The 22,948-nt window shown below is 36.1% G+C and carries 13 protein-coding genes; 11 read left to right on the top strand and 2 right to left on the bottom strand.

Annotated elements, in window-relative coordinates:
- The 10 genes from ACO5GE_RS03390 to ACO5GE_RS03435 form a co-directional block, all read left to right on the top strand.
- On the top strand, positions 1 to 297 hold a 297-nt coding region (locus ACO5GE_RS03390; protein WP_484829527.1), incomplete at its 5' end, for a YbaN family protein.
- A 663-nt stretch (positions 298 to 960) separates the two neighbouring features.
- Positions 961 to 6,537: an S-layer homology domain-containing protein gene (locus ACO5GE_RS03395; protein ID WP_484829528.1), complete on the top strand. Its 5,577-nt coding sequence runs from the start codon at positions 961 to 963 to the stop codon at positions 6,535 to 6,537.
- A gap of 330 nt (positions 6,538 to 6,867) precedes the next feature.
- Positions 6,868 to 12,852: a S8 family serine peptidase gene (locus ACO5GE_RS03400; RefSeq protein ID WP_484829529.1), complete on the top strand. Its 5,985-nt coding sequence runs from the start codon at positions 6,868 to 6,870 to the stop codon at positions 12,850 to 12,852.
- Between the two features lie 208 nt (positions 12,853 to 13,060).
- On the top strand, positions 13,061 to 13,981 hold the full coding sequence (locus tag ACO5GE_RS03405) for a copper amine oxidase N-terminal domain-containing protein (RefSeq protein ID WP_484829530.1): 921 nt from the start codon (positions 13,061 to 13,063) through the stop codon (positions 13,979 to 13,981).
- Positions 13,982 to 14,551: 570 nt separating this feature from the next.
- On the top strand, positions 14,552 to 15,964 hold the full coding sequence (mgtE, locus tag ACO5GE_RS03410) for a magnesium transporter (RefSeq protein ID WP_484829531.1): 1,413 nt from the start codon (positions 14,552 to 14,554) through the stop codon (positions 15,962 to 15,964).
- A 653-nt stretch (positions 15,965 to 16,617) separates the two neighbouring features.
- Positions 16,618 to 16,830, top strand: a complete 213-nt coding sequence (locus tag ACO5GE_RS03415; protein ID WP_484829532.1) for a FeoA family protein — start codon at positions 16,618 to 16,620, stop codon at positions 16,828 to 16,830.
- Between the two features lie 13 nt (positions 16,831 to 16,843).
- Positions 16,844 to 17,065 (top strand): FeoA family protein, encoded by a 222-nt coding sequence (locus ACO5GE_RS03420; RefSeq protein ID WP_484829533.1) that lies wholly within the window; start codon positions 16,844 to 16,846, stop codon positions 17,063 to 17,065.
- Positions 17,066 to 17,197: 132 nt separating this feature from the next.
- Positions 17,198 to 19,585 carry a ferrous iron transport protein B gene (gene feoB / locus ACO5GE_RS03425; RefSeq protein WP_484829534.1) on the top strand — a complete coding sequence of 796 codons (2,388 nt, stop codon included), beginning with the start codon at positions 17,198 to 17,200 and terminating at the stop codon, positions 19,583 to 19,585.
- A 25-nt stretch (positions 19,586 to 19,610) separates the two neighbouring features.
- Positions 19,611 to 19,769 carry a FeoB-associated Cys-rich membrane protein gene (locus ACO5GE_RS03430; RefSeq protein WP_484829535.1) on the top strand — a complete coding sequence of 53 codons (159 nt, stop codon included), beginning with the start codon at positions 19,611 to 19,613 and terminating at the stop codon, positions 19,767 to 19,769.
- A 368-nt stretch (positions 19,770 to 20,137) separates the two neighbouring features.
- The gene (locus tag ACO5GE_RS03435) at positions 20,138 to 20,575 is read left to right on the top strand and encodes a (deoxy)nucleoside triphosphate pyrophosphohydrolase (protein WP_484829536.1); all 438 of its coding nucleotides are present in this window, start codon (positions 20,138 to 20,140) and stop codon (positions 20,573 to 20,575) included.
- 139 nt (positions 20,576 to 20,714) lie between these two features.
- Here the strand turns inward: ACO5GE_RS03435 and ACO5GE_RS03440 are convergent, their stop codons facing one another.
- Entirely contained in the window at positions 20,715 to 20,855 is a 141-nt protein-coding gene (locus ACO5GE_RS03440) for a zinc ribbon-containing protein (protein WP_484829537.1), read from the bottom strand.
- A gap of 165 nt (positions 20,856 to 21,020) precedes the next feature.
- Positions 21,021 to 22,160 carry a radical SAM family heme chaperone HemW gene (gene hemW, locus ACO5GE_RS03445; RefSeq protein WP_484829538.1) on the bottom strand — a complete coding sequence of 380 codons (1,140 nt, stop codon included), beginning with the start codon at positions 22,158 to 22,160 and terminating at the stop codon, positions 21,021 to 21,023.
- 370 nt (positions 22,161 to 22,530) lie between these two features.
- Here hemW and ACO5GE_RS03450 point away from each other — a divergent pair, with 370 nt between their 5' ends.
- Entirely contained in the window at positions 22,531 to 22,842 is a 312-nt protein-coding gene (locus ACO5GE_RS03450; protein WP_484829539.1) for a rhodanese-like domain-containing protein, read from the top strand.
- Positions 22,843 to 22,948: the final 106 nt, after the last annotated feature.

Raw genomic sequence — 22,948 nt, forward strand, 5'->3', positions numbered from 1 at the left:
CCGATCTCTGCACCTTTTTTGATTTTGACTTCCATTTGTTTTGCTAAAGGTTCAGACAGGTTTCATGAGTGGTTTAAATCGACCTCGATGTACCAAAATCATCTTGCTGACTTTGAAGAAAGTCGCTCCATGACTTTACAGACCAAAATTAAGGTGTTGGCTTTAGCAACTGTGATGTTATTGATTGCTTTTTGGAGAGTCGATGTTATCTATGCTAGAATTACCATTGCTTTGGTACTAATGTTCAAATACTATTACTTTATCTTTAAGATAAAGACAATCGAGCCAAAGCAATAATAATGTATCTGAATTTGTTTTTATTTTGTATAGAGAAAAGATTTGAATGTAAAGAGAAATTCGGTTGAACCGATTGTTAAGTAACGATAGAAAGAAGAGGAGGTATCCTTATAGGATATCCTTTTTTTGAACAACAAGCGAGAAAGCATATCAATATCAAATATATATTTTATCAATATATATTATATTTCATAGATTGAAAATAAAATGAAACTGTTATTTGAAATCATAATACAAGCATCAAAAAGAGCGACAATCTATGAAAAAATATTATTTGAATATAGTTACAACCTAGTTTGTGTGATGAGAGGAATAAAAAATTGATTTATCTAACTTTGAAATTTTGAAAATTACAGTTCTGTGAGATTTCAAGCATAATAAAAACTCTTTTGATTGGCAGTATTTGAAGGACTAAATATTTGCAAGGTTGTAATTAGAAGTCAGGTTTAAAATCGATAGGAAGATAAAGAAACTTCTATGAAAGAGAGTAGACTTGGCAAATTTTTAATAAGGGTACAAATAGTTCATCTATTTTACTAATATATTTTCTACTTGAAGGGACCGAATACTTAAGTTGCTTAAGTTTTGTGATACCAAACAAAGTAGAAAAACTCATATAAGGTTTATCATTTTTTAAATTATTGATTTTTAAAGGAGGAATTTATGAAGGACAAAAAGAAAAAAGGAATCTCCGGAATAGTATTATTGTCTATGCTATGCACAAATGTATTGCCTGCTTATGCACAAGAGACCGTACTTCCGGAAAACACGATTGCCTATACACAGACAAAGGAAACTAACAAACAAGAAAAGATTTTGGATGGTCTTCAGATTGTAAGCGTATTTAAGTCGAAGGCAGGACAGGATATTGTAAATCCGATTACAGGAGAAATCGTATCCGGAACTGCTAACTGTGTGATTATCGACTTGGATTATGAAGGAGAAAATGAAGAACTATATAGAATTTCCAAAAGAATTACAACGTTTAGTATTGATGGAAAGACTTATAAAGGACGAGATGAAGCGGGACGTCCGAATATTCTTTTGGTAGAAGGAAATTTTGCTATTTATGATAAGTATCCTGAAGGCATTAAAGTGTTGGATGACTTCAAAGAGAATAAACCTCATAAGGTAGTTGTAAGATTTGATAACAATGAAGAATTGGTTTATAAAGAAACCGGTTATGTGGATTCCGGTGAGGAAACTCCGGGAACACCACAACCACCACAACCTCAACAACCACCACAAAGTGAAGGTAGTAAGGAGATTCAAAAAACATATAGCATCAAAAATGCAGAGATAAAGTATGGAACTCTTAAAATGACCTTTAACAAAGGACTTCCTAGAGACTATGCTAATAAAGTGAAGAAAATTACTGTCAATGGAGAATCTTTTGACAACCCAGAGATGACAGTTACTTTTATGGGAGAAATGGAGCCGTTGGATGATAGTGTCAACAATGCAGCAAAGAAGAATACGGAGAATATCTCCATCACTCTTGAATTTAAAGATGGTTCCGTGCTGACTTATCAAAAGGGAGGAACACCTCAACCACAACCACAACCACAACCACAACCACAACCACAACCACAACCACCACAAAGTGAAGGTAGTAAGGAGATTCAAAAAACATATAGCATCAAAAATGCAGAGATAAAGTATGGAACTCTTAAAATGACCTTTAACAAAGGACTTCCTAGAGACTATGCTAATAAAGTGAAGAAAATTACTGTCAATGGAGAATCTTTTGACAACCCAGAGATGACAGTTACTTTTATGGGAGAAATGGAGCCGTTGGATGATAGTGTCAACGAAGCAGCAAAGAAGAATACGGAGAATATCTCCATCACTCTTGAATTTAAAGACGGTTCCGTTCTGACTTATCAAAAGGGAGGAACACCACAACCTCAACCACAACCTCAACCTCAACCTCAACCACAACCTCCGACTGAAGGACTTGCCGGTGAATATGCAATTCAATCAGTACAAATCTCAACGCAGGGGGAACAGAAGGCGCTTGAAGTATATCTTGATAAGGATTTTGTACCTTTCTACACTAGCAGAATCCAAAAGATTCAAGTAAATGGAAAAGATTTTAATGTGAATCCAAGTCAAGTAATTGCTTTTAACAAACTATTAAAATTTAATATTGAAGGTATTGCGGAAGAGGCGAAGAAGGAGAATCCAATCCGAGTGATGATTACTTTCTCCGACAACTCTCAGCTTAAGAAAAACATTCAAGACGCTCCTGTACAGCCAGGTTTAACTTTAGATTCCCATCTTGTAGACGGTGAATACACATTGACTTTTAAGACCTATGTTGCAGGTTCGAACCAAATGAAAGAATCAACACTTTCCAACTACTTTGATGAAAGAGCAAAATTAAGTGTTCAAGGAGGAAAGAAAACTGTTACTTTCATGAATCATAAATTTGCAGAGCTTATCATTGACTTGGCTATTGAAAAAAATAACAACTTTGTTTCTTTCAATCGTAATATTCTAGAGTCCACAGCGAAGAATGATCCTAAATATGTGGAATATTCTATTGAGCTCGATGATTTGAAAGGAATTAAAAATGTAGCAGTTCTTGGTAGTGGTCCAATGGGTGGAACCGAGTCAGATAAGGGGCATTTCAATAGTGGACCTTACAAGAAATCTGAACTTGTCTTTGAAAATGTCGTAACAAAGGGATGGAAAGATTATAAGACAATTGAAGATATTGCAACCAAGAAGAAAAAGAATGCGGAAATATTGACAAATGCTTTGATAGCAAACGGACTGGATACCGACAACAATGGTGAAATCAGTTTAGAAGAGCTTAGAAATGCACAAGGACAACCTAAGGTTGTTGCAGATTATCATTTGAGTCATGTGTTAGATTTGGAAGGGCTGAAACTTACAGATATCAGTATCCTAAAAGATTTGGGACCGAATATCACAGCAATCAACTTGGATGGAAACGATATTGAAGAACTTCCTGTATTTACTCATGCTACAGGTGTGACACATATGTTCTTAGGTGGAAATGAAATCAAAAATTTGAAACCTAATACATTTTCTGTTATGTCAAAATTAGAATATATTGACTTCGACGGAAGTTCTTTAGGTGATGTTCCTCAAGGTATTTTTTCTCACAATCCAAGACTGAAAGTACTTTCTCTTATGAATGCGAATGTTACTTCTGTTCCTGCAGATTTAATCAGAAATAATCCAAATTTAAGTGAATTGTATTTGTCTCAAAACCGTTTGACTGAATTGTCAGAAGACTTCTTTACATTGGCAAACTCAAGTTCTTCTAAATTGAAAAGAGTTGTTTTGACTTCTAATCAATTGAAGAAATTACCTTCCAGTTTGGCAGATTTAAGATTGTTGACAAGCTTGGAAGTAGATCACAACCGTATTGAAGAGATACCTGAATCATTTGTTAAGATGAAGACCTTACAGACAGTTGATTTTGAAGACAACAATTTGAGCAAAATTCCTGAAGGATTCCTTGTGAATCTTATCAAATACTCAAAGAGAGCTCCAGTTGGAGTGAGAGCAGACTTTACCTTAAATCGTTTAACAAGCCTTCCTTTGGACGCTATGACAGAAGCGCTTAAAGATGGAAAAAAATTGGCGAAGTTTGAAGTAAATAAAAACCAACTTCCTACTCAACTTTCTCAAGAAGAAAAAACGAAGTATGAAGCTTTAGGTATTAAGTTTAATGATTCTGAGGAAAGTTACTACCCACAAAACGGGAATGCAATGGCTACGGTAGCTGCGTCTAATGGAGAAATCAAATTGAACCGAGAATTTGATACTTTAGAATTGCTTTACTGGGATTTGGGAGATAGCACTTATTATGGTGGAGAAAATATATTTGGAACTTCTGAGGAGTTCAAACGTTATCTTTTGGGAAGAGGTAGAGCAATGTATGGTATAGACAACTCTGTTCCTCGTGATGAAGCGATCCAAAAGATATTAAGCAAAAAAGGGATATCTTGGAAGTTAGAAACAGTAGTGACAAAGAACAACAACCAAGAATTGTTACGAGATTTGAAGGAAGGAAGTCCAAAAGATATTCAAAATCAAATCTTTGTGGATTCTGCAATGAAAACAGGAGATCGTTATACTGTAACAAAAACCGTGTATAGGAAAGATGTATACGGATGGAATCGTGTATTTGAAATCACAACACAAGGAGTTGCGTCAACAGATGCTCAAATCAAAGAGGGAGATGCTTTGGAGCTATCTGTTAAGATTAACCAACGAGGAAAAGACACAGTTTCTGTTGCGAATTCAGCAATCAATCCGGTTGCAAAACTTGTAAAAGAAAACGGTAAATTTAAATATACCATTCAACTGAAACCTATGAGAATGGGTCCAATTGAAGGAAAAGTAACTGAGTTCAATGTATTCAAAGATGGAGTAAAGACAACGGTTCAACCGGTTGAAATCGGTGGACAGTATCCAAGAGCCTACACATTTGAATTGGATCAAAAAGCGGACAAGGTAGAAGTTTCTTTCAAAGTAGATGCAATGCAAGGACAAGAAGTAAAGGCGGATCTTGTATTCACTGACAAAGCTCCGGCACCTAAACCGGAAGGAGAAAGAACCGTTAAGGCGTACATTCTCTCTGCGGATAAGCAAAGAGCATCTATGGCGGATAAAGCTTTAGTAAGAGATATTAAACTAGTACCTACAAAAGACGGTTCAATGTACGATGTAGTAGTAGAGTTTAAGGAAATGACAATTCAAGGGATGACTGCCGGAGTGGAAAGCTTCTCAATCAAAGCAATGGGAAGAAAATTCCCTGCAACTAAGGTTGAAGGAAAGAAAGGTACATTCACCTTTAAATTACCGAAACATCTTGTTCCACAACCGAATGCGACAACTGATACAGAATTAAACCTTGAAATGACAACATATCCTAAGGTACAAGGACACGATAAACCTTATGATGTATGGATGGTACTTGACTGGAATGGAGATTTCAAATTCCCTGAGTCCAATGTAAAACCTCCAATCCCTTCACCGGGACCAGGAAATAACTCCGGTTCTCAAGAAGAATATCGTGTGAATGTTTGGATGAAGAGCACGGACGGAAAGGTTTCTGTAGGAAACAAAGCATTAAACTCCACTGCAACTGTAGTGAAAAAAGGAAATACCTATCGTTACACAATTTTGCTAAATCCGATTGAAATCGATATGCAAGGTAAAAAATTAAGTGGAACGATTACCTCTTTCAGTGTAAGAGGTCAAAAGATAGAACCTGATGGAAATGCGTATACTTTCGAATTAAATGAAAAGGCAGATGAAGTGAGGGTATCCTTTGTTGTTGATATAATGCAAGACTTGGGAGTAGGATCTAAAGATGCTTATATCGTCTTCAACTGGGACGGAAGCAATTCAAAACCAAGAGAAGATAACCCTGTACCTTCATTCGGCGGTGGTGGAGGTGGAGCACCTCTTGTTCCGGGAGTTCCGGCAAATCCTGTTTTGACGCCAAATCAGTCTGTAGTAACAGTAGAGCAATCTATCAACAAAGCAGCTAAGATAATTGCACTTCCTGAAAAGGAAAAGAAATATTATTCTGCTGAAACATTGAAGAAGGTTGAGAAAGCTTTGGAAGCACAAAAGAAAGGTGAAGAAGGAGCTTTGAAAAAATTGGAAACTGTATTGGAAGAAGCTAGAATAGAAAAAATCACATCTATCCTTGAAGAGGGATATATGACAGGTTATCCGAACAAAGAGTTTAGACCTAACGGAGATATGACTAGAGCAGAAGCATCTATCATGTTTGCAAAATTGATTGATGATGAGGCTGTCAAGATGGAAAAAACTGATATCAAAGATGGTTTATGGTATAGTGATGCTGTGAACAAACTGGCATCTTTGGGATATTTGAAAGCCATCGAAGGTGGAAAATATAATCCGGAAGGAAAAATTACTAGAGCAGAGTATGCGTTCTTATTAGCAAAACTTAGAAATCTTCCGGCTGGAACGAAATCATTTAGTGACGTGTCTAAAGATCACTGGGCATACGATGCGATTTGTGCTTGTAAAGAGGCAGGAATCATCTCAGGATACGCGGATGGAACATTTAAGCCGGATAAAGAGATTACTCGTGCTGAAGCAGTTACGATGATTCAAGCAGCCTTCAAGGTAAAGGTGAAGAAAGGATTGAAAGAATCATTTAAAGATGTTCCGAAAAATCATTGGGCTTACAATGCAATTATGACTGCAAGTAAGAAATAAAATGCTTTAAAAACAAAAAATAAAACAAGAACAAAACCCTTAAAACACGTGCAGATAACAAAATTTTTCGTTTCTGCACGGTTTTGGGGGAAAGATAGGAACTTTTGTGTATAAGGATGTCTTGTACTTCTCTATAGGAAGAAAAAAAAGACCGTGAATGTGGATAAGGTACTGTTTTCAAGGTGTCGAGAGTTTCACAATATCTGTTTAGGCGGGAGTTTCTGTTTTGTATAGAAGTATAGAGATAAGCCACATCGAAAAATACCGAATTTCCTTATACAGTGCATGATGAAGTCGGTGTGGAAAAGAAAGAAGTTTAGGAGGAAGTATATGAAAGCAAGAGTGTCATCGATTCTATTATCGTTGAGTTTGCTGTGCTCCACCCTTGTTTCACAAGGTGTGGTATATGCAGACAATTCCGAGATTCAAAATAGGGGAACTCAAGTAGTTGATTCAGCTGAGGATACTACAACCCATGTGAAGAATCCGGTGTTGTCCGATTTGATACGTCAAGCGAAAAACGAGTATCGGGATGAGGATGAGATAAGTCTGATTGTAGAAGTAAACGATAAGGTAATGAAAGAAGTCTATTCCATAGATGTTCCGAATATCGCCTTGGTAAAAACTTCAGAAGGACTGGAAAATCAGATAAAATATGCGAGAGATTCTCAAGACAAATTGAGAGATGCAATGGATGGGAAGCAAATTTCCTATGTTATTACAGAGCGTTATGAAACAGTATTAAACGGTTTTTCTCTTAAGACTACGTTTGGAGAAGCGAAGGAGATTGCAATTCTCCCTGAAGTTGCTTCCGTTCAAATTAACCGTGTGATACCTGCTCCGTTGTTTAAAGGATTTCGTGTCTATCGTTCTAGAGATGCTTCCAGCAACGAGATGATTCATGCTCAAAGTGCATGGAATAACCAATATACCGGAAAAAAACAGTTGATAGCCGTAATTGATTCAGGAGGAGATCCGGATCATGAGATTTTTCAAACAGTAGATGAATCATCCCTTCGCATCAAAAGTATGGATGAGACACAGAAATTGATTTCCGAAAAGCAATTGAGTGCAGGAAAATACTTTAATGCAAAAATTCCATTCGGTTTCAACTATGCCGAGAGAAATACTCAAATTAAAGAAAGAACACAAAGTTCTCATGGAATGCACGTTGCAGGTATTATAGCTGCAAACGGAAGACATTTAAAAGGTGTTGCACCTGATGCACAACTTGCAATTATGCGTGTATTTGGTGGAGGTTTGTTTGGAGGAGGAACAACTCCTGAAATCTACAACAAGGCGATTGATGATGCCGTAAAAATGGGTGTAGACAGTATCAATATGAGTCTTGGTTCCACTTCAGCTACTGACAGTGCGATGGAAATAACTACAATCAAAGCTTTACAAGATGCTCAAAGAGCAGGTATTGTCGTAGCTATTGCAGCTGGAAATGATGGATTTATGGGATTTGGACCTTTGGACAAGGTGCCTGCTACACAACCGGATTATGGAACGATAAACTCTCCTTCTATAACAGATATTTCTCTTTCTGTTGCTTCCGTTGAAAATGCCAATATCAAACAAAAAGGAATGATTGTGCATACCAATCCTGTGAAAAGTATTCTATATTCTGCGACAGATAACAAGGCTTTCCCAACAGGTGAACTATATTTTGTGGAAGTGAGAAAAGGTTATGAAGAAGATTACACAGGAAAAGATGTAACAGGTAAAGTTGCATTGATTGAAAGAGGGGAAGATCCTAATAGAGGAGACTTCAACTTCTATGATAAGGTGAAAATTGCTCAAGATAAAGGAGCGATAGCAGCTATTGTTTACAATCATCTGGATGAAGAGCGCCTGACTAGAATGGCAGGACTTGATAAAGAGGAGATTACCATTCCATCTTGTTTTATCAGTAAGGAATCCGGAGAGTTTTTGAAAAATCATCTTCAAGATGAAATTGAATTTTCAAATGAAGAATCATTTATTGCGAATCCAAACGGATATAAGCTTTCTGCATTCTCGAGTTGGGGAATCACACAGGAAGGAAACTTGAAACCGGACATTTCAGCTCCGGGTGGAAACATCTATTCTTCCGTTAACAACGGCGCTTATGAAGTGATGAGCGGGACATCTATGGCTACTCCTCACGTGGCTGGTGGTATTGCTGTTGTAAAACAGTACGTGGAAGCTAGATTCCCTACTGTTATAGATGAAGAAAAGCATGCTTTGGTAAAGAATCTTCTTATGAGTACTGCTTCTCCGTATAAAGATGCAAACACCGAAGCTTACACTTCTCCACGAGGACAGGGAGCAGGTCTAATGAATCTGGAAAGAGCTTTGCGTTCAAGTGTCGTAGCAATTGGAACAAACGGTGTTTCCAGTATAAATTTGAAAAATATCGAAGGTAATACGGTAGAAGTGAAGGGTAAGCTAAAGAACTATGGATCAAGCAAGCGTGAGTTTAAATACTATGCTGTTTTAAATACAGATACCGTAGAGAATGGAAAGGCACTTTTAAAACCGCGTCAATTAGAAACAACAGCATCTGATAAGAAAATTATTGAAGTGGAACCAAATTCCGAAAAGGAATTTTCGGTTACTTTCACATTGTCAGACGACAGAATCGCTCAATTAAAAAATGATATGCGAAACGGTTTCTTCTTGGAAGGATATGTTTTCTTTGAAGCTACAGATGGTGGAGAAAGTGTGAATATTCCTTATGTAGGTTTCCGTGGAAATTGGGAGAGTCTTGATGTAATTGAAAACAGTATCTATGACTTGTTACAACAAAACAGTAAGCCGTACTATTATGAGTTAGCGGATAGAGTGGAATATCCTTTCACTTATCTTTCTTCCAAGGAAGGAAGCAAGGTAGTAGCACTTGGAGAGATGTCAAATAGCACCTTTGCAGAGCCGAAATATGAAAAAGATAAGATTGCGTTTTCTCCAAATGGAGATGGAAACGGAGATTATGCAGCTTTCTTTGGAACTTTCCTTAGAAACTATAAAGACTTTCAGTTGAATGTCTATGATGAAAGTGATACTCAGCACTTAACACCAATTTACTCCGTAGCTCAAAAAGAGGATGACGGAAAGAAAAACTACTATATTCCAGGTTTTGGAGGACCAAACCTAAATACAAACCAAAAACACTGGAAATGGGAAGGAAAGAATGCTTCTGATGAATTTGTTCAAGATGGGAAATATACAATCGTTGTAGAGGCAAAACCGGATGGGAAGTTTCATAACAAACAAACCATCGTTTTCCCGGTTACAGTCGATACAGTATTCCCACGAATTATAAAGAGCAGTTATGATAAAACAAATGGAATATACCATTTGGAAAGTGTGGAAGAAAACGGTTCCGGAATCAGAAAGCAAGTGATTAAAGCGAAGTATAACGGAGAAGACAAAGTTTATTTACCTGATGGTAACGGCAAATTTACCCTACCTACAGATTTGGACAGTTCCTCTGCTACTTTAGTAATATCCGACTATGCGTATAATACTGTAGAACTTCCTTTGGACAAATCAATTCGAAATGGAAATGAGAGAAGTATTATTGTAAATGCTAAAATCTCTTCCGGTTCCGTTCCAAAAGACAAGTATAAATGGGTTGTATTGGATAGTAATGGTGTGGAAGTTGATCCTTACAACCTTAGAGTTGGAAGTTATACTTTAGTGATTTCTAATGTACACGAGGCGTATGAACTTGTAGATTCTGACAGAATTCCTTTCGAGATTAGAGAAAATGATGTAAGCCATGTAAAAGTTATCAATGTGAATTTCGGTTATAAAGACAGATCGGAAGTTTTTGTTTCTGTTAGAAAACCGAGAGAAGCTTCCTTGAAACTCTTTATGGTTGACAAACAGAACGGTTCAGAGTATGAACTTACTCCAAAAGTAGGGCTTGGAATCTATACTGCACATGTACCTAACGGAGAATATAAATTAGTAGTAAGAGATTTGGATGATAATTATTATGCAATTATCCCAATTGAAACCGTTACAGTAGAAAAAGGTGGAACAGGTTCAGTTCTTCTTTCTGTTGAAGTAAATGATAAGAGGATGAAAGAAGTAACCGTTACCTTGAATCGTAACGGATATCAAGGCCCTGTAGACATGATATTCAGAGGAAAAGATCATCTTAAGTTAAGATATGAACTTCACTTTGGAGAAGGAGAAGTTGAAAAGAAAGTTATGTTACCAAACAAACTGGAATTCAACATCTATATGCCGAGCCTTCAAGGCACAGGATATGGATCTCCTATTTTGACTTACAAACCGGTGCTTAGAAACTATAACCTTGTTGTAGATTTGTTGAAAGATACAAACGTTGTTCCGGTCCCGGTAGATAAAGATGCTTTGATATTAAAGGTAAATCAAGCAAGAAAATTGAAGGAAGAAAAATTTGATTTGGACAAATGGGAAGTTTTTGAGGGTGTATTGGAAGAAGCAGAGAAGGTACTTGCACAATCAAATGCTACCCAAGAACAAATTGATGATGTCAGACAAAAACTCTCCGATGCGATGAATGAGTTGGTTAGCAGCTATGATGAAAGCGGTAAGGAAAAACTAAAAGAGAAAATCAAAGAAGCGGAAGATATTTATGCATCTCTTGATGAAAACTATACGGAAGACTCCAAAGACTTTTTGATTATTGCTATCGAAGGTGCCAAAATGACATTCAAATCTAAAGAACCTGAACAAAACACCCCTGAGCATATTGAAGCAACAATTGATATGCTTAATAGGGCAATCAAGAATTTGAAGCGTATAGATGGAAAAGTAGATAAGAGTGAATTGGGTGTTCTACTGAAAGAGGTGGAAGAACTTCTTGCAAACAGAGATTCCTTTACAGATGACAGTATTACGAATTTGGAGGAAGTTTACAATCTTGCAAAAGAGACATTTAAGGATGAAAATGCTTCAGATCAAGAGGTCAAAGATATTGTAGTGAATTTAAAAAGTTATTTGACCTTAGTCGAATCGAAAGCAAATAAAGAAGAATTACGTAATCTTGTAGAAGAAATTTCTCAGTTGGATCTTAAACAATATCAGATTGAAGGAAGAAGAGAACTTCGTAGAGCTTTGCGTGATGCAAAGAAAGTTCTAGACAACAAAAGAGCAACACAGGAAGAAGTGGATGCAGTTCTTCGAGCTCTGACAGAAAAGAAAAATGCTTTGGTAGAAAAAGACGGACAGGCAGATGAGAATGAAAGCTACGCAATTGTAATTCAATCAACCTTGGGAATTACAGTGAAGACTCTTCCTGAAAATAGAGCAAAACAAGGACAGGAAGTTCAAATTGTCCTATCGATTGGAGAACCTGACAAGTATGAATTGGACACATTGAAAGTTGTGGATCATGATGGTAATGAAGTTTTAGTTACAAATCTCAAATTTGTGATGCCTTCAGGCGATGTTAAGATTTTATCTACACTAAAACAGAAAGTTCAACCAACTCCTGCTCCCGGTGGAAATGCCGGTGGTGGTGGCGGAGGCGGAAGCTTCGGCGGAGGCGGTGGAGGTGGCGGTAGCGCCTTACCTATAACACCTCCGAAACCTGTGGCAAGTGTAGTCTCCAGAGTACCTGAAGAATTGAAAGTAAAGATTGAGAAGATACAAAAAAATGCAAACATCTATTCTTCACAAACGATGAAGTCATTGGAAGAAGCGATGGTATTGTTTGCGAAAGATGAAAAAGCAGGACAGATAGCCTTAGATAAGGTTTTAGAAGAAGCAAGGTTAGAAAAAATAACTTCTATCTTGGAACAAGGTTATATGCAAGGATATGCAGGTAATAAGTTCAAACCTGACAACCACATCACGCGTGCAGAGGCTTCCGTTCTGTTTGCAGGACTGATTGAAGAAGACGCAAGCAAAAAAATTGTTTTTCCTGATGTGAAGAAAGATGTTTGGTATACAGATTCAGTTGTAAAACTTGCTTCAAACGGATATCTTAGAGCCAGAGAAGATGGAAATATGCATCCGAACGAAGACATCACACGTGCAGAATATGCTTATATTTTGGCAAAATTAGGAAAATTACCGACATCAAATCAAGTTATAAGAGATGTACCGAAAGAACATTGGGCGGCACAGGCGATTGCTGCTTGTGTGGAAGCAGGAATTATCTCCGGATATGATGACGGAACGGTTCGTCCGGATCAATCAATTACACGTGCAGAAGCGGTATCTATGATTCAACGTACCTTTAATACAAAGAAGAACATCAAAAACAAAACACCTTACAGTGATGTGAAAGAAGGCCACTGGGCTTACGATGTTATTGTGTGTGCAAGAAAATAATATTCATAAAGGGAGCAAAGGCATACAGTTTTTACTGTATGTCTTTGTATGCCTTTTTTTGAAAATATGGTAGAATGTCACAAAAATATGTATCACTCTGTCATCTGTTTGAATATCGAAAGACTTTGAGAAGATTGGATGCGATTTTTGGAATGTATCTATATGAGTTTAAAGAAGATATAATTTTAGAATGAGGAAAGGAAAGATTATGAAAAAGACGGTAATTGGAATTTTGTGCGCAACAATGGTTGCTTTGACAGGAGTTACAGCGTTTGCAGAAACATCACACTTCAGTGTTCCTGTAAAATTGATGAATGCTTATCAAAAGGACAAGACATCTATGGCGAACAAGGCGCTGAAGAGTGAAGCGGATGTTTTGGTAGATGAAAATGGAACAACAATAAATATTTATTTGAAACCATTAGAGTTTGGAGGAATGAAAGAGAATATCAAAAAGATGTTCTTAGTAGAAAACGGAAAGAAGACAGAAGGAATAAAGAGTGAAACAGGAAATAATCCTTACAATGTCAAAGTGGAATTGAAGAGCTCTTCTCAAAAACCGAGTGAATTGGAAGCAGCGGTTTGGGTAGATGCAATGGATAAAATCAAAGGAGGAGGAGACGGCTCCGGAGAACAGAAAGTGTTCTTGGCGTTTGACTGGTCGAAAGCGACAGAATTGAAAGAAAGTCAAAAGAAAGAAGAGTTAGTACCGACACCTGTTATATCTGACAAAAATGAAACAGCAAAAGTAGAGGTTCCAACAAATGGAATTGGAGTTCTAATCAACGGTTCTCTTGTTAAGTTTGATACTCCACCTGTATCAAAGGGTGGAAGAACTTTAGTACCACTTCGTGCAATCTTTGAGGCTTTGAATGCAGAAGTGAAGTGGGATCCTTCAACGAAGAAGATTATCGCAGTGAAAGAAGGAAGAACAGTTGAATTAACTTTGAACAAAAAACAGGCTACTATCACTGAAAACGGGAAGACACAAATTGTTCAGTTGGATGTTCCGGCAGGACTTGAACAAGGTGGAAGAACTTATGTACCGGTTCGTTTCATAGGAGAGGCTTTTGGAAATAAAGTTTCTTTTGAGAAAAAAGGACAAGGAAGTTTGATTATAATCGAATAAAAATTGGAGGAAGGTTGTTTTCTGAAAAAAGGAGCAACCTTCTTTTTGTATTAACAAAACGTATCACGAAGTCATAGTTAAGAAAAGAAAAAATAAGATAAAACAAATTAAATTAAAGACTCCTGTTGGAATTGAATCTCTAAAAACAATCTCAAACTATATCAAAATAAACAATAGAAACATTTATATAACTTTTTGACCGCTTGACTTTTTAATAGGTGTTTAGTACAATATTCTATGGAGAAAATTGATTTTCTGAATCATTCATTATGTTTTTGATTTTGAAAGACGAGTATCATTCATCTCCGTATACTTATTTTATATGTGCAAAAGTTTATTTTTTGGAGGTGATATTGTGGACAGTTGCACTGATAAGTTGCATAAGGGCTTTTTTATTTTTAAACAAGATATTCAAAATCCTATTGTCTATAATAATACCTTGTTATATAAATACAAAAGTCGTTGTTTTCATTTATAAGGATTCCTTATAGATAAAGACAATGGTATTTTTATGCCCTTTTGCAACTTATTTTTACATTAAAAAATATTGCAAAGAAGGGAGAAGTGTAAATGAACGAAAAAAATAATACAGTTCAAGAAATTACAGAAACAAACCAACATCCAAGTCATCAAGAAGACATTATCAAATTAATTAAAGGACCTCTTACACCGAAAGTGAAGCAACAGAATTTATTGGGTTATCACGAAAAAGATATTTCCGATGCACTTTGTCTGTTGTCTTCGGATGATCGAAAACACTTATATACATTGTTGGATGCTGAGTGGATAGCAGAAATACTGGAATATTCAGATGACAGCGCTATCTATTTAAATGAAATTCCAATTCAGAAAAGAATGGCTGTCCTTTCGCATTTCGAACCTGTTGAAATGCTGGAGTATATTCGTGAAATGGATAAGGATAGTAGGGATATCATCCTTGATTTGTTGGATAGTGAGAAAAAAAGAGAGTTTTTATTGTTAAACTCTTTTAGTGAAGATGAAATTGGTAGCAATTTGACGAGCAACTATATCGCAATCGAATTTGGTCTCAGTATCAAAGAAGCGATGAGCTCTTTGATTGAACAGGCGAACGATAACGACAACATCTCTACTATATATGTTTTAGATAAGAACCAAGTTTTCTTAGGTGCAATCGATTTGAAGGATTTAATCATTGCAAGAGAAGGAAGTGATTTGGAAGAAATTATTACCACTTCATATCCGTACGTTTATGCGACAGAACAAATAGATGATTGCCTCAGTAGAATAAAAGACTATTCGGAAGATTCTATTCCTGTTTTGGATAATGAAAACAAGTTGATTGGAGTGCTTACATCACAAACGATAATGGAACTTGTAGATGATGAGATGAGCGAAGACTATGCAAAGTTTGCCGGTCTTTCTTCAGAAGAAGATTTAAATGAACCTTTACGAAAAAGTATCATGAAGAGATTGCCTTGGCTGGTAGTGCTTCTTGTACTTGGCATGTTTGTATCATCTATTGTTGGAGTATTTGAGAAAGTCGTAGCACAATTACCTCTTATTATAGCATTCCAATCATTGATTCTTGATATGGCGGGAAATGTCGGTACACAATCTCTTGCGGTTACCATCAGAGTTTTAGTGGATGAAAATATAGGAAAAAAACAAAAATTCTTCCTTGTTTGCAAAGAAACACGTATCGGTCTTGTCAATGGATTGATACTGGGGGTTCTTTCATTTGTGATGGTAGGTCTTTACTTGGTACTTCTAAAGAGTCAGACAATGAATATAGCCTTTTCAATATCAGCTTGTACCGGTATTGCACTGATTATATCAATGGTATTGTCCAGTATGTCAGGTACATTGATTCCACTTATGTTTATTAAATTAAAGATAGACCCTGCAGTAGCATCCGGTCCGTTGATTACTACGATAAACGACCTTGTTGCTGTGATAACATACTATTGTTTAGTTTGGATATTGATTATAGGTGTTATTTAGATATCGTAGAATATAGCAGTGTTGTTATTGTGAACAACGTATGCCATATCATAAGAAAATTAAAACAGATAAAAATAAAAACAAATAATAAAAAAAGAAAGCAATCAATTGTATTTAATGAATCGTATTCAGGCATGATACAATTGATTGCTTTCTTTTTTGTTTTTTCAATGGAAAAACATGTTATTTTGAGTATACGAAAAATAAAGGAAAATAATTATCAATCAAAAAGGAGTATCTTTTATTTATGCGAAGATTTATTTTCTTTTAGTGTGAATCATCTTAGGTATCGGTTGATGACTTCACTTATCAATCATGTAGTGTAGAAAATATGAATTTAATATTTATTCAAAATAATTCTTGACGGAATGAATGTTGATAGAGTTACATGAGGTTTGAAAATTTCATAAAGTTTGGTGAAAACAGCAATTGAAAAGCAGTAGGAGTAATTGTTTTTCATTGTCAAAACATAGTAAAAATATATTTGAATAGATTGACTTACTTGCTAAGTGAGCATCTTTTTCCAATGTGAGAAATGTGATAAACTTATTGACAAATTTAATTCATTATAATAACATTGTATATAGTTATCAAATAGAAATGGTAGTTTTATGCAATTACTATTGATTCTAATTATAGAGAGGAGTAAAAATATGATGCCTTTGGTTTTGTCTGAGGTTGGAACCGAAAATATTATCAAGAAAATTGGTGGGACACCCGAAGTGAAGAAACATCTCGAAAACCTCGGCTTTGTGGTTGGAGCTACGGTGTCAATTGTTAATACTCTAAATGGGAGTGTCATTGTAAATATTAAAGGTTCCAGAGTCGCGTTGAGCGAAGGAATGGCAAGAAAAATAATGATTTAAGGGGGGTAAGAAGATGAACACTTTAAAAAGTACGAAAATCGGAGAAACGGTTACAGTGGTAAAGTTGCATGGAGAAGGTGCGGTAAAACGTAGAATTATGGATATGGGCTTAACTCGTGGTACAGAAGTTACAGTTCAAAAAGTTGCACCTTTGGGAGATCCGATTGAATTGACTGTGAGAGGATATCAGTTGTCTATTCGTAAAGCAGATGCGGAAATGGTGGAAGTAAAATAAGATGCATAGATTGGAAAACAATCTGTAACAAAACTTCCGTTATGAAATGAAGTTTTTGGTTTTTTAAAGGAGAATATTATTTTTATACCGGTTAGCTTAAGCTGACTGAGGAAAGTGGGGAATCAATCAATTATGAGTATTACTATTGCACTTGCAGGGAATCCGAACAGTGGGAAAACTACTCTGTTTAATGCTCTGACAGGATCAAATCAATTTGTAGGTAACTGGCCGGGAGTTACTGTAGAAAAAAAAGAAGGAAAGTTAAAAAAATATGATGACGTAAAGATTATGGACTTGCCCGGAATCTACTCTCTTTCTCCATATACACAGGAAGAAGTGGTAGCACGTAATTATTTAATCCAAGAGAGACCAAATGCAATCTTGAATATCATAGACGGAACAAACTTGGAAAGAAACTTGTACTTAACGACTCAGTTGGTAGAATTGGGTATTCCGGTAGTGGTAGCAATCAATATGATGGATATTGTGAATAAAAACGGTGATGTTATCAATACGGAAGAATTATCTCGTCAACTTGGATGCAAAGTAGTAGAAATTTCTGCTCTGAAAGGCACAGGAATCCAGGAGGCTGCTGAAGTTGTAATTTCTGCAGCAAAAACTGGTAAGACAGTACCAATGCATACTTTTACCGGTTGTGTAGAGCATGCACTTGCACATATTGAAGAAGCTGCTATCCACGATATTCCGGAAGAGCAACAAAGATGGTATGCCATCAAAATTTTTGAAAGAGACGAAAAAGTATTAGCGCAATTGAATTTGGACAGCACTGTGAAGGCTCATATTGAAACAGATATCGTAGCTGCCGAAAAAGAGTTGGATGATGATGCGGAATCTATTATTACAAGTGAACGATATCTTTATATTGCAACAATTATCAAAGCTTGCTACAAGAAAAAGAATGCAGAACGTGTCAGCACTTCTGACAAAATCGACCGTATTGTGACAAATCGTTGGTTAGGACTTCCTATTTTTGCCGCGGTTATGTTTATGGTGTACTATATTGCCATGGTTACTGTCGGTTTGTCTGCAACCGATTGGACAAACGATAAGTTGTTTGATGCGGGATTCCATTTGACGGGTGGAAGTGCGTATGAAGAAGCGATGGAAGAATATTCAACTGCACAATTGATTGTAGATGGATATGATGTGTATGTTGAAGAACATGGAACAGCTCCGGAAGGTAGCTTTGAGTATGAAGTAGAAGATGAAGAAACGTTAGAAGTGAGTAAGGAAACTGCTACTTTGGAAGACTATGCAAATGCAACTAAAGTATTGGAACAGTATGGAGGAGAAGGACCTGACCCTACAACGTACGGTATCTTTGTTCCAAGTATTCCTGATTTAGTAGAACGAATTTTAGATTCTATAAATTGTGCGGGATGGTTGAAGGGACTAATTCTTGACGGTATTATTGCAGGGGTTGGAGCTGTTCTTGGATTTGTACCTCAAATGATGGTATTGTTCTTCCTACTTGCCTTTTTAGAAGGTTGCGGATATATGGCACGTATTGCATTCGTATTGGATAGAATCTTCCGTAGATTCGGATTGTCCGGAAAATCATTTATTCCAATATTGGTTGGAGTAGGTTGTGGGGTTCCGGGAGTTATGGCGAGTCGTACGATTGAAAATGAAAGAGATCGCCGTATGACAATTATGACGACGACATTTATTCCTTGTAGTGCGAAAGTGCCATTTATTGCAATGATTGCAGGAGCAATCTTTGGCGGTAATGCGTGGGTTGCAACTTCTGCATACTTTATCGGAATGGCGTCAATTGTTATTTCCGGTATTATCTTGAAGAAAACAGCAATGTTTGCGGGAGATCCTGCACCATTTGTAATGGAAATGCCACCTTACCATATGCCGACTTTAGGAACGGTTCTTCGTTCCACATGGGAAAGAGGATGGTCATTTATCAAAAAAGCGGGAACAATTATCTTGCTTTCTACTATCTTTGTATGGTTTACAAGTTTCTTCGGATTTACACAAGATGGATTCCGTATGTTGAGTGAAGAAGAATTGAACTTATCCATCCTTGCAAAAATCGGAAACACAGTTGCTTGGATTTTTGCTCCTTTGGGATGGGGAAATTGGCAAGCTGCCGTAGCATCTATCACAGGTCTTGTAGCCAAAGAAAATATTGTAGGAACAATGGGTATTTTGTATGGAACCGGAGGAAATGTTTGGGATACACTTGGTAGTGTATTCAATAGTGTAAGCGGATATTCTTTCTTAGTGTTCAACTTATTGTGCGCACCTTGTTTTGCAGCAATCGGTGCAATCAAGCGTGAGATGAACAATACAAGATGGACATGGTTTGCGATTGGATATGAATGTGGATTTGCGTATGTAGTTGCTATGATGATTTATCAATTCGGTTCAGCATATATGGGTGAAACACATATTATCGGATTGATTGCATCTGTCATTTGTTTGGTTGCAATGATTTATATGTTGTTCAGACCTTATAAAGAATCAACTCATCATACTGAAAAATAAGATCGGATTATAGGAGGTAACGACAATGACATGGCTTGTTGAGAATAAAGGAAGTATATTAGTCGGTGCTGTTCTGTTGGTAGTTGTGATAAGCATCATCAGAAATATGTATCGAAAGAAAAAACAAGGAAAAAGTTGTACTTGCGGTAGTGGCTGTGGGGGCTGTGGAGGCTCTTGCCATTAAATAGAACAATGAAAGAGTCGTAAGAACTGTGTTCTTACGACTCTTTTTATATTGCTAGATGTATCACTTATTCAAATTGCGATAGATAATCACGTTTATCATGTTTGAATGGTTTTTCTTTTTATCATCATAGAGATACCCGAATTTTGAGATATTATCTATCTTAAAAGCCGGCAAAAACGGTTTAGAAACTTGAAAAAGGTATATTAGGCTTTGTGAAGCTCTCAATAAACTGATTGATGAAAAAGTCAAAAGTATCATTTGTAGAAATTAGAATGGGTCCATTTAATTGGATATTATTAGTGGTATTATAATAAAAAACGAAATATTTTTTGATAAAGCAATGCAGTTGGAAGGAGAATGATTTAATGAAAACAATACATGTTGTATCTGCAGTTATCCGAAGAGAAAATGAAGTATTTGCAACACAAAAAGGATATGGAGAATGGAAAGGATGGTGGGAGTTTCCGGGCGGAAAGGTAGAAGATGGGGAAACTTCTAAAGAAGCATTATTTCGTGAAATACAGGAGGAATTGGAAACATCCATTAAAGTGGGAGATTTGATTGAAGTGGTTGAACACGATTATCCGAAATTTCATTTGTATATGGAGTGTTTTTGGGCAACTGTCTTAGGGGGAAATCTAGTATTAAAAGAAGCACAGAATTCCATGTGGTTAAAACAAGATGAACTACATCATGTAAAGTGGTTACCGGGAGATTTGGGATTGATTGAGACAATAAAAAAAGAATTGAAAAAATCGGAACAGAAAGAAGCTGAGATGAATTTATCACAAGAGAGAAACTAGGTTGAAATATTTGGTAAAATGGTTTTGAATCGCTTTTCATCCAAAAAATTTTCGTATCAATAAAAAACTGTCGAATGTAAACAGGTTGTACGTTCGACAGCTTTTTGTAAATGATATTTCAATACAGTAGAAATGTGATTTAGCAGATTCTAATGTATACGGTCTTTTCACATTGAGGACAAGCCGGTAGTACTTCATCAGCTGAAGTTAACTCTACAATTTCTCCACATTGAATACATTTGTATTTTCCAATCCCCGGTTTTTCTCCTGCGTATGCCATCAAAAATCCCCCCTTTTTCTCTAAATATGATCTTTTTGGATGAGAAGTAAGACCCAAAAAGAATGAAGCAGATACCATCCATTTATATAAGGTTACAAAGAAAGGCATCTTTTTACAATATGTTATTTATTCTTTTACCCAATGAAGTGTAAAAAGTGACAATAGTTATAATAATATTTCCAAAAAAACTTGGTTGCTGATTTCAACTCCCTCTTGTGTCAAGCGTAATAGATTATTCTCAGTAGGATGAATCAGACCTCTGTTTTGTAGGGAAGAAAGTGTTTTTTGAAACGGTTCTCCCGTAAAATTCGGAAATTGTTTCTTTAACCATGAAATAGAAAGTCCTTTGTTCATCCTAAGTCCGAGGAATATCGTTTCTTCGAATGCTTCTTCCAAGTCAATCCGCTCCATGAAAGCAATCTTCTTTGGAGTATGAAAGGTGCTCTTGGAGTACTCTTGCAATGACATAGGATTGGTGAATCTTTTTCCATCTACAAAAGAAGATGCAGAAACTCCAAATCCAATATAATCTCCTCTCTCCCAGTATACAATATTGTGTTGACACTCATGGAATTGTTTGGAAAAATTGGAAATTTCATACTGCTCATATCCGTTTATCTCCAGAAGATGGATGGTGTTTCGATACATTTCAATATATTCTTCTTCGGACGGGATTTCATAGTAGTGATGATCTACCTGCTTTTTTAGATAGGTTCCATCTTCTAAGATTAGACTATATGCTGAAATATGATTCGGTTTCAAAGAGATTACCCTTTGCAGAGAGTGGATATGTTCTCGGATGGTTTGGTTTGGAAGCGCAAACATTAAGTCGATATTGAGATTATCAAATCCTGATTTTTGAATTAGGTCGTACGCATACAAAAACTGATCATAGCTATGACAACGGCCGAGAAGTTGCAACTCTTTTTGATGTGTACTTTGCAAACCGATACTGAGCCGATTTATCGCATTTTGTTTCATACAGAAAAGTTTTTCTAACGTAACGGATTCCGGATTACATTCCATTGAAAATTCCGTTTTAGATGGAATGGAAAGAGAATGTAAGGTTTGAAACAAAGTTTGCATATTTGAAACTGATAGGATGCTCGGTGTACCTCCACCGATAAAAATGGTTTTAATCGTTCTGTCTGAAAGATATTCTTTCCAAGCAAGAATTTCATTACATAATAAAGAAATGTAGTTTGTCTGAGCAACTTCCGATTGTGCAGAAGATACAAAGTCACAATAGCTACATTTTTGTCTGCAAAAAGGGATGTGGATGTAAAGAGAAATATCTTTTTTCATAAATAAAATTCCTTTAATCTGATGTTAAAAAAGTAACATATCAATCTGTTTCATATTTTTAGTAAGATTTGCTGAAAAATGAAAATTTATACCTATAACTTCAAAAAATTAAGTATCTCTTATGTACAACATATGTCTGCAATAAGAATACGATAAGTTACTATAAAATATAAAATTTGATTCTATTAAAGATAGCTTTTTTTATCAAAAAAATCAAGTAAAAGGCAGAAATACCGATATAGTAATGAAATTGTAACAAAATAGAACAGATAGACTATAAAATTCATATAATTCTATAGCATAATGGAATAAGAAGTATATTTGGTGGTATCAATGAAGATAAGTAGAAAAAAATTATGGGAGGCGCCTTATGTTTGCAAGAGAATTTATGAAAAATCAGGTACAGGAGTTGATTGAGAAGAATGGTATTTTGGTTGATGTCAGAACCAAAGAAGAGTTTGAGGAAGGACATCTTCCGGGAGCACTCAATATTCCGATGGAAGAGGCAGAAGATCGATTTGAGGACGAATGTCCGGATAAAGAACGATTTTATGGATTGTATTGTCACAGTGGCGGAAGAAGTGAAGTGGTGACAGAGTTTTTGCAGTCAATCGGTTATGTCAATGCCAAAAATATCGGTGGAGTCATCAGTTGGAGTGGACCTTTAGAAAAAAACAAGTAAAAATTTGTAAAAATAAAATAATTGTTATGGTTTTTCCTTACTTTCACTTAATTTTATAGTATAATAGAAAAGGAAAAATTTCATAGTAAAGGAGGTTGATTGAGGA

Source organism: Filifactor sp. (assembly GCF_057248345.1).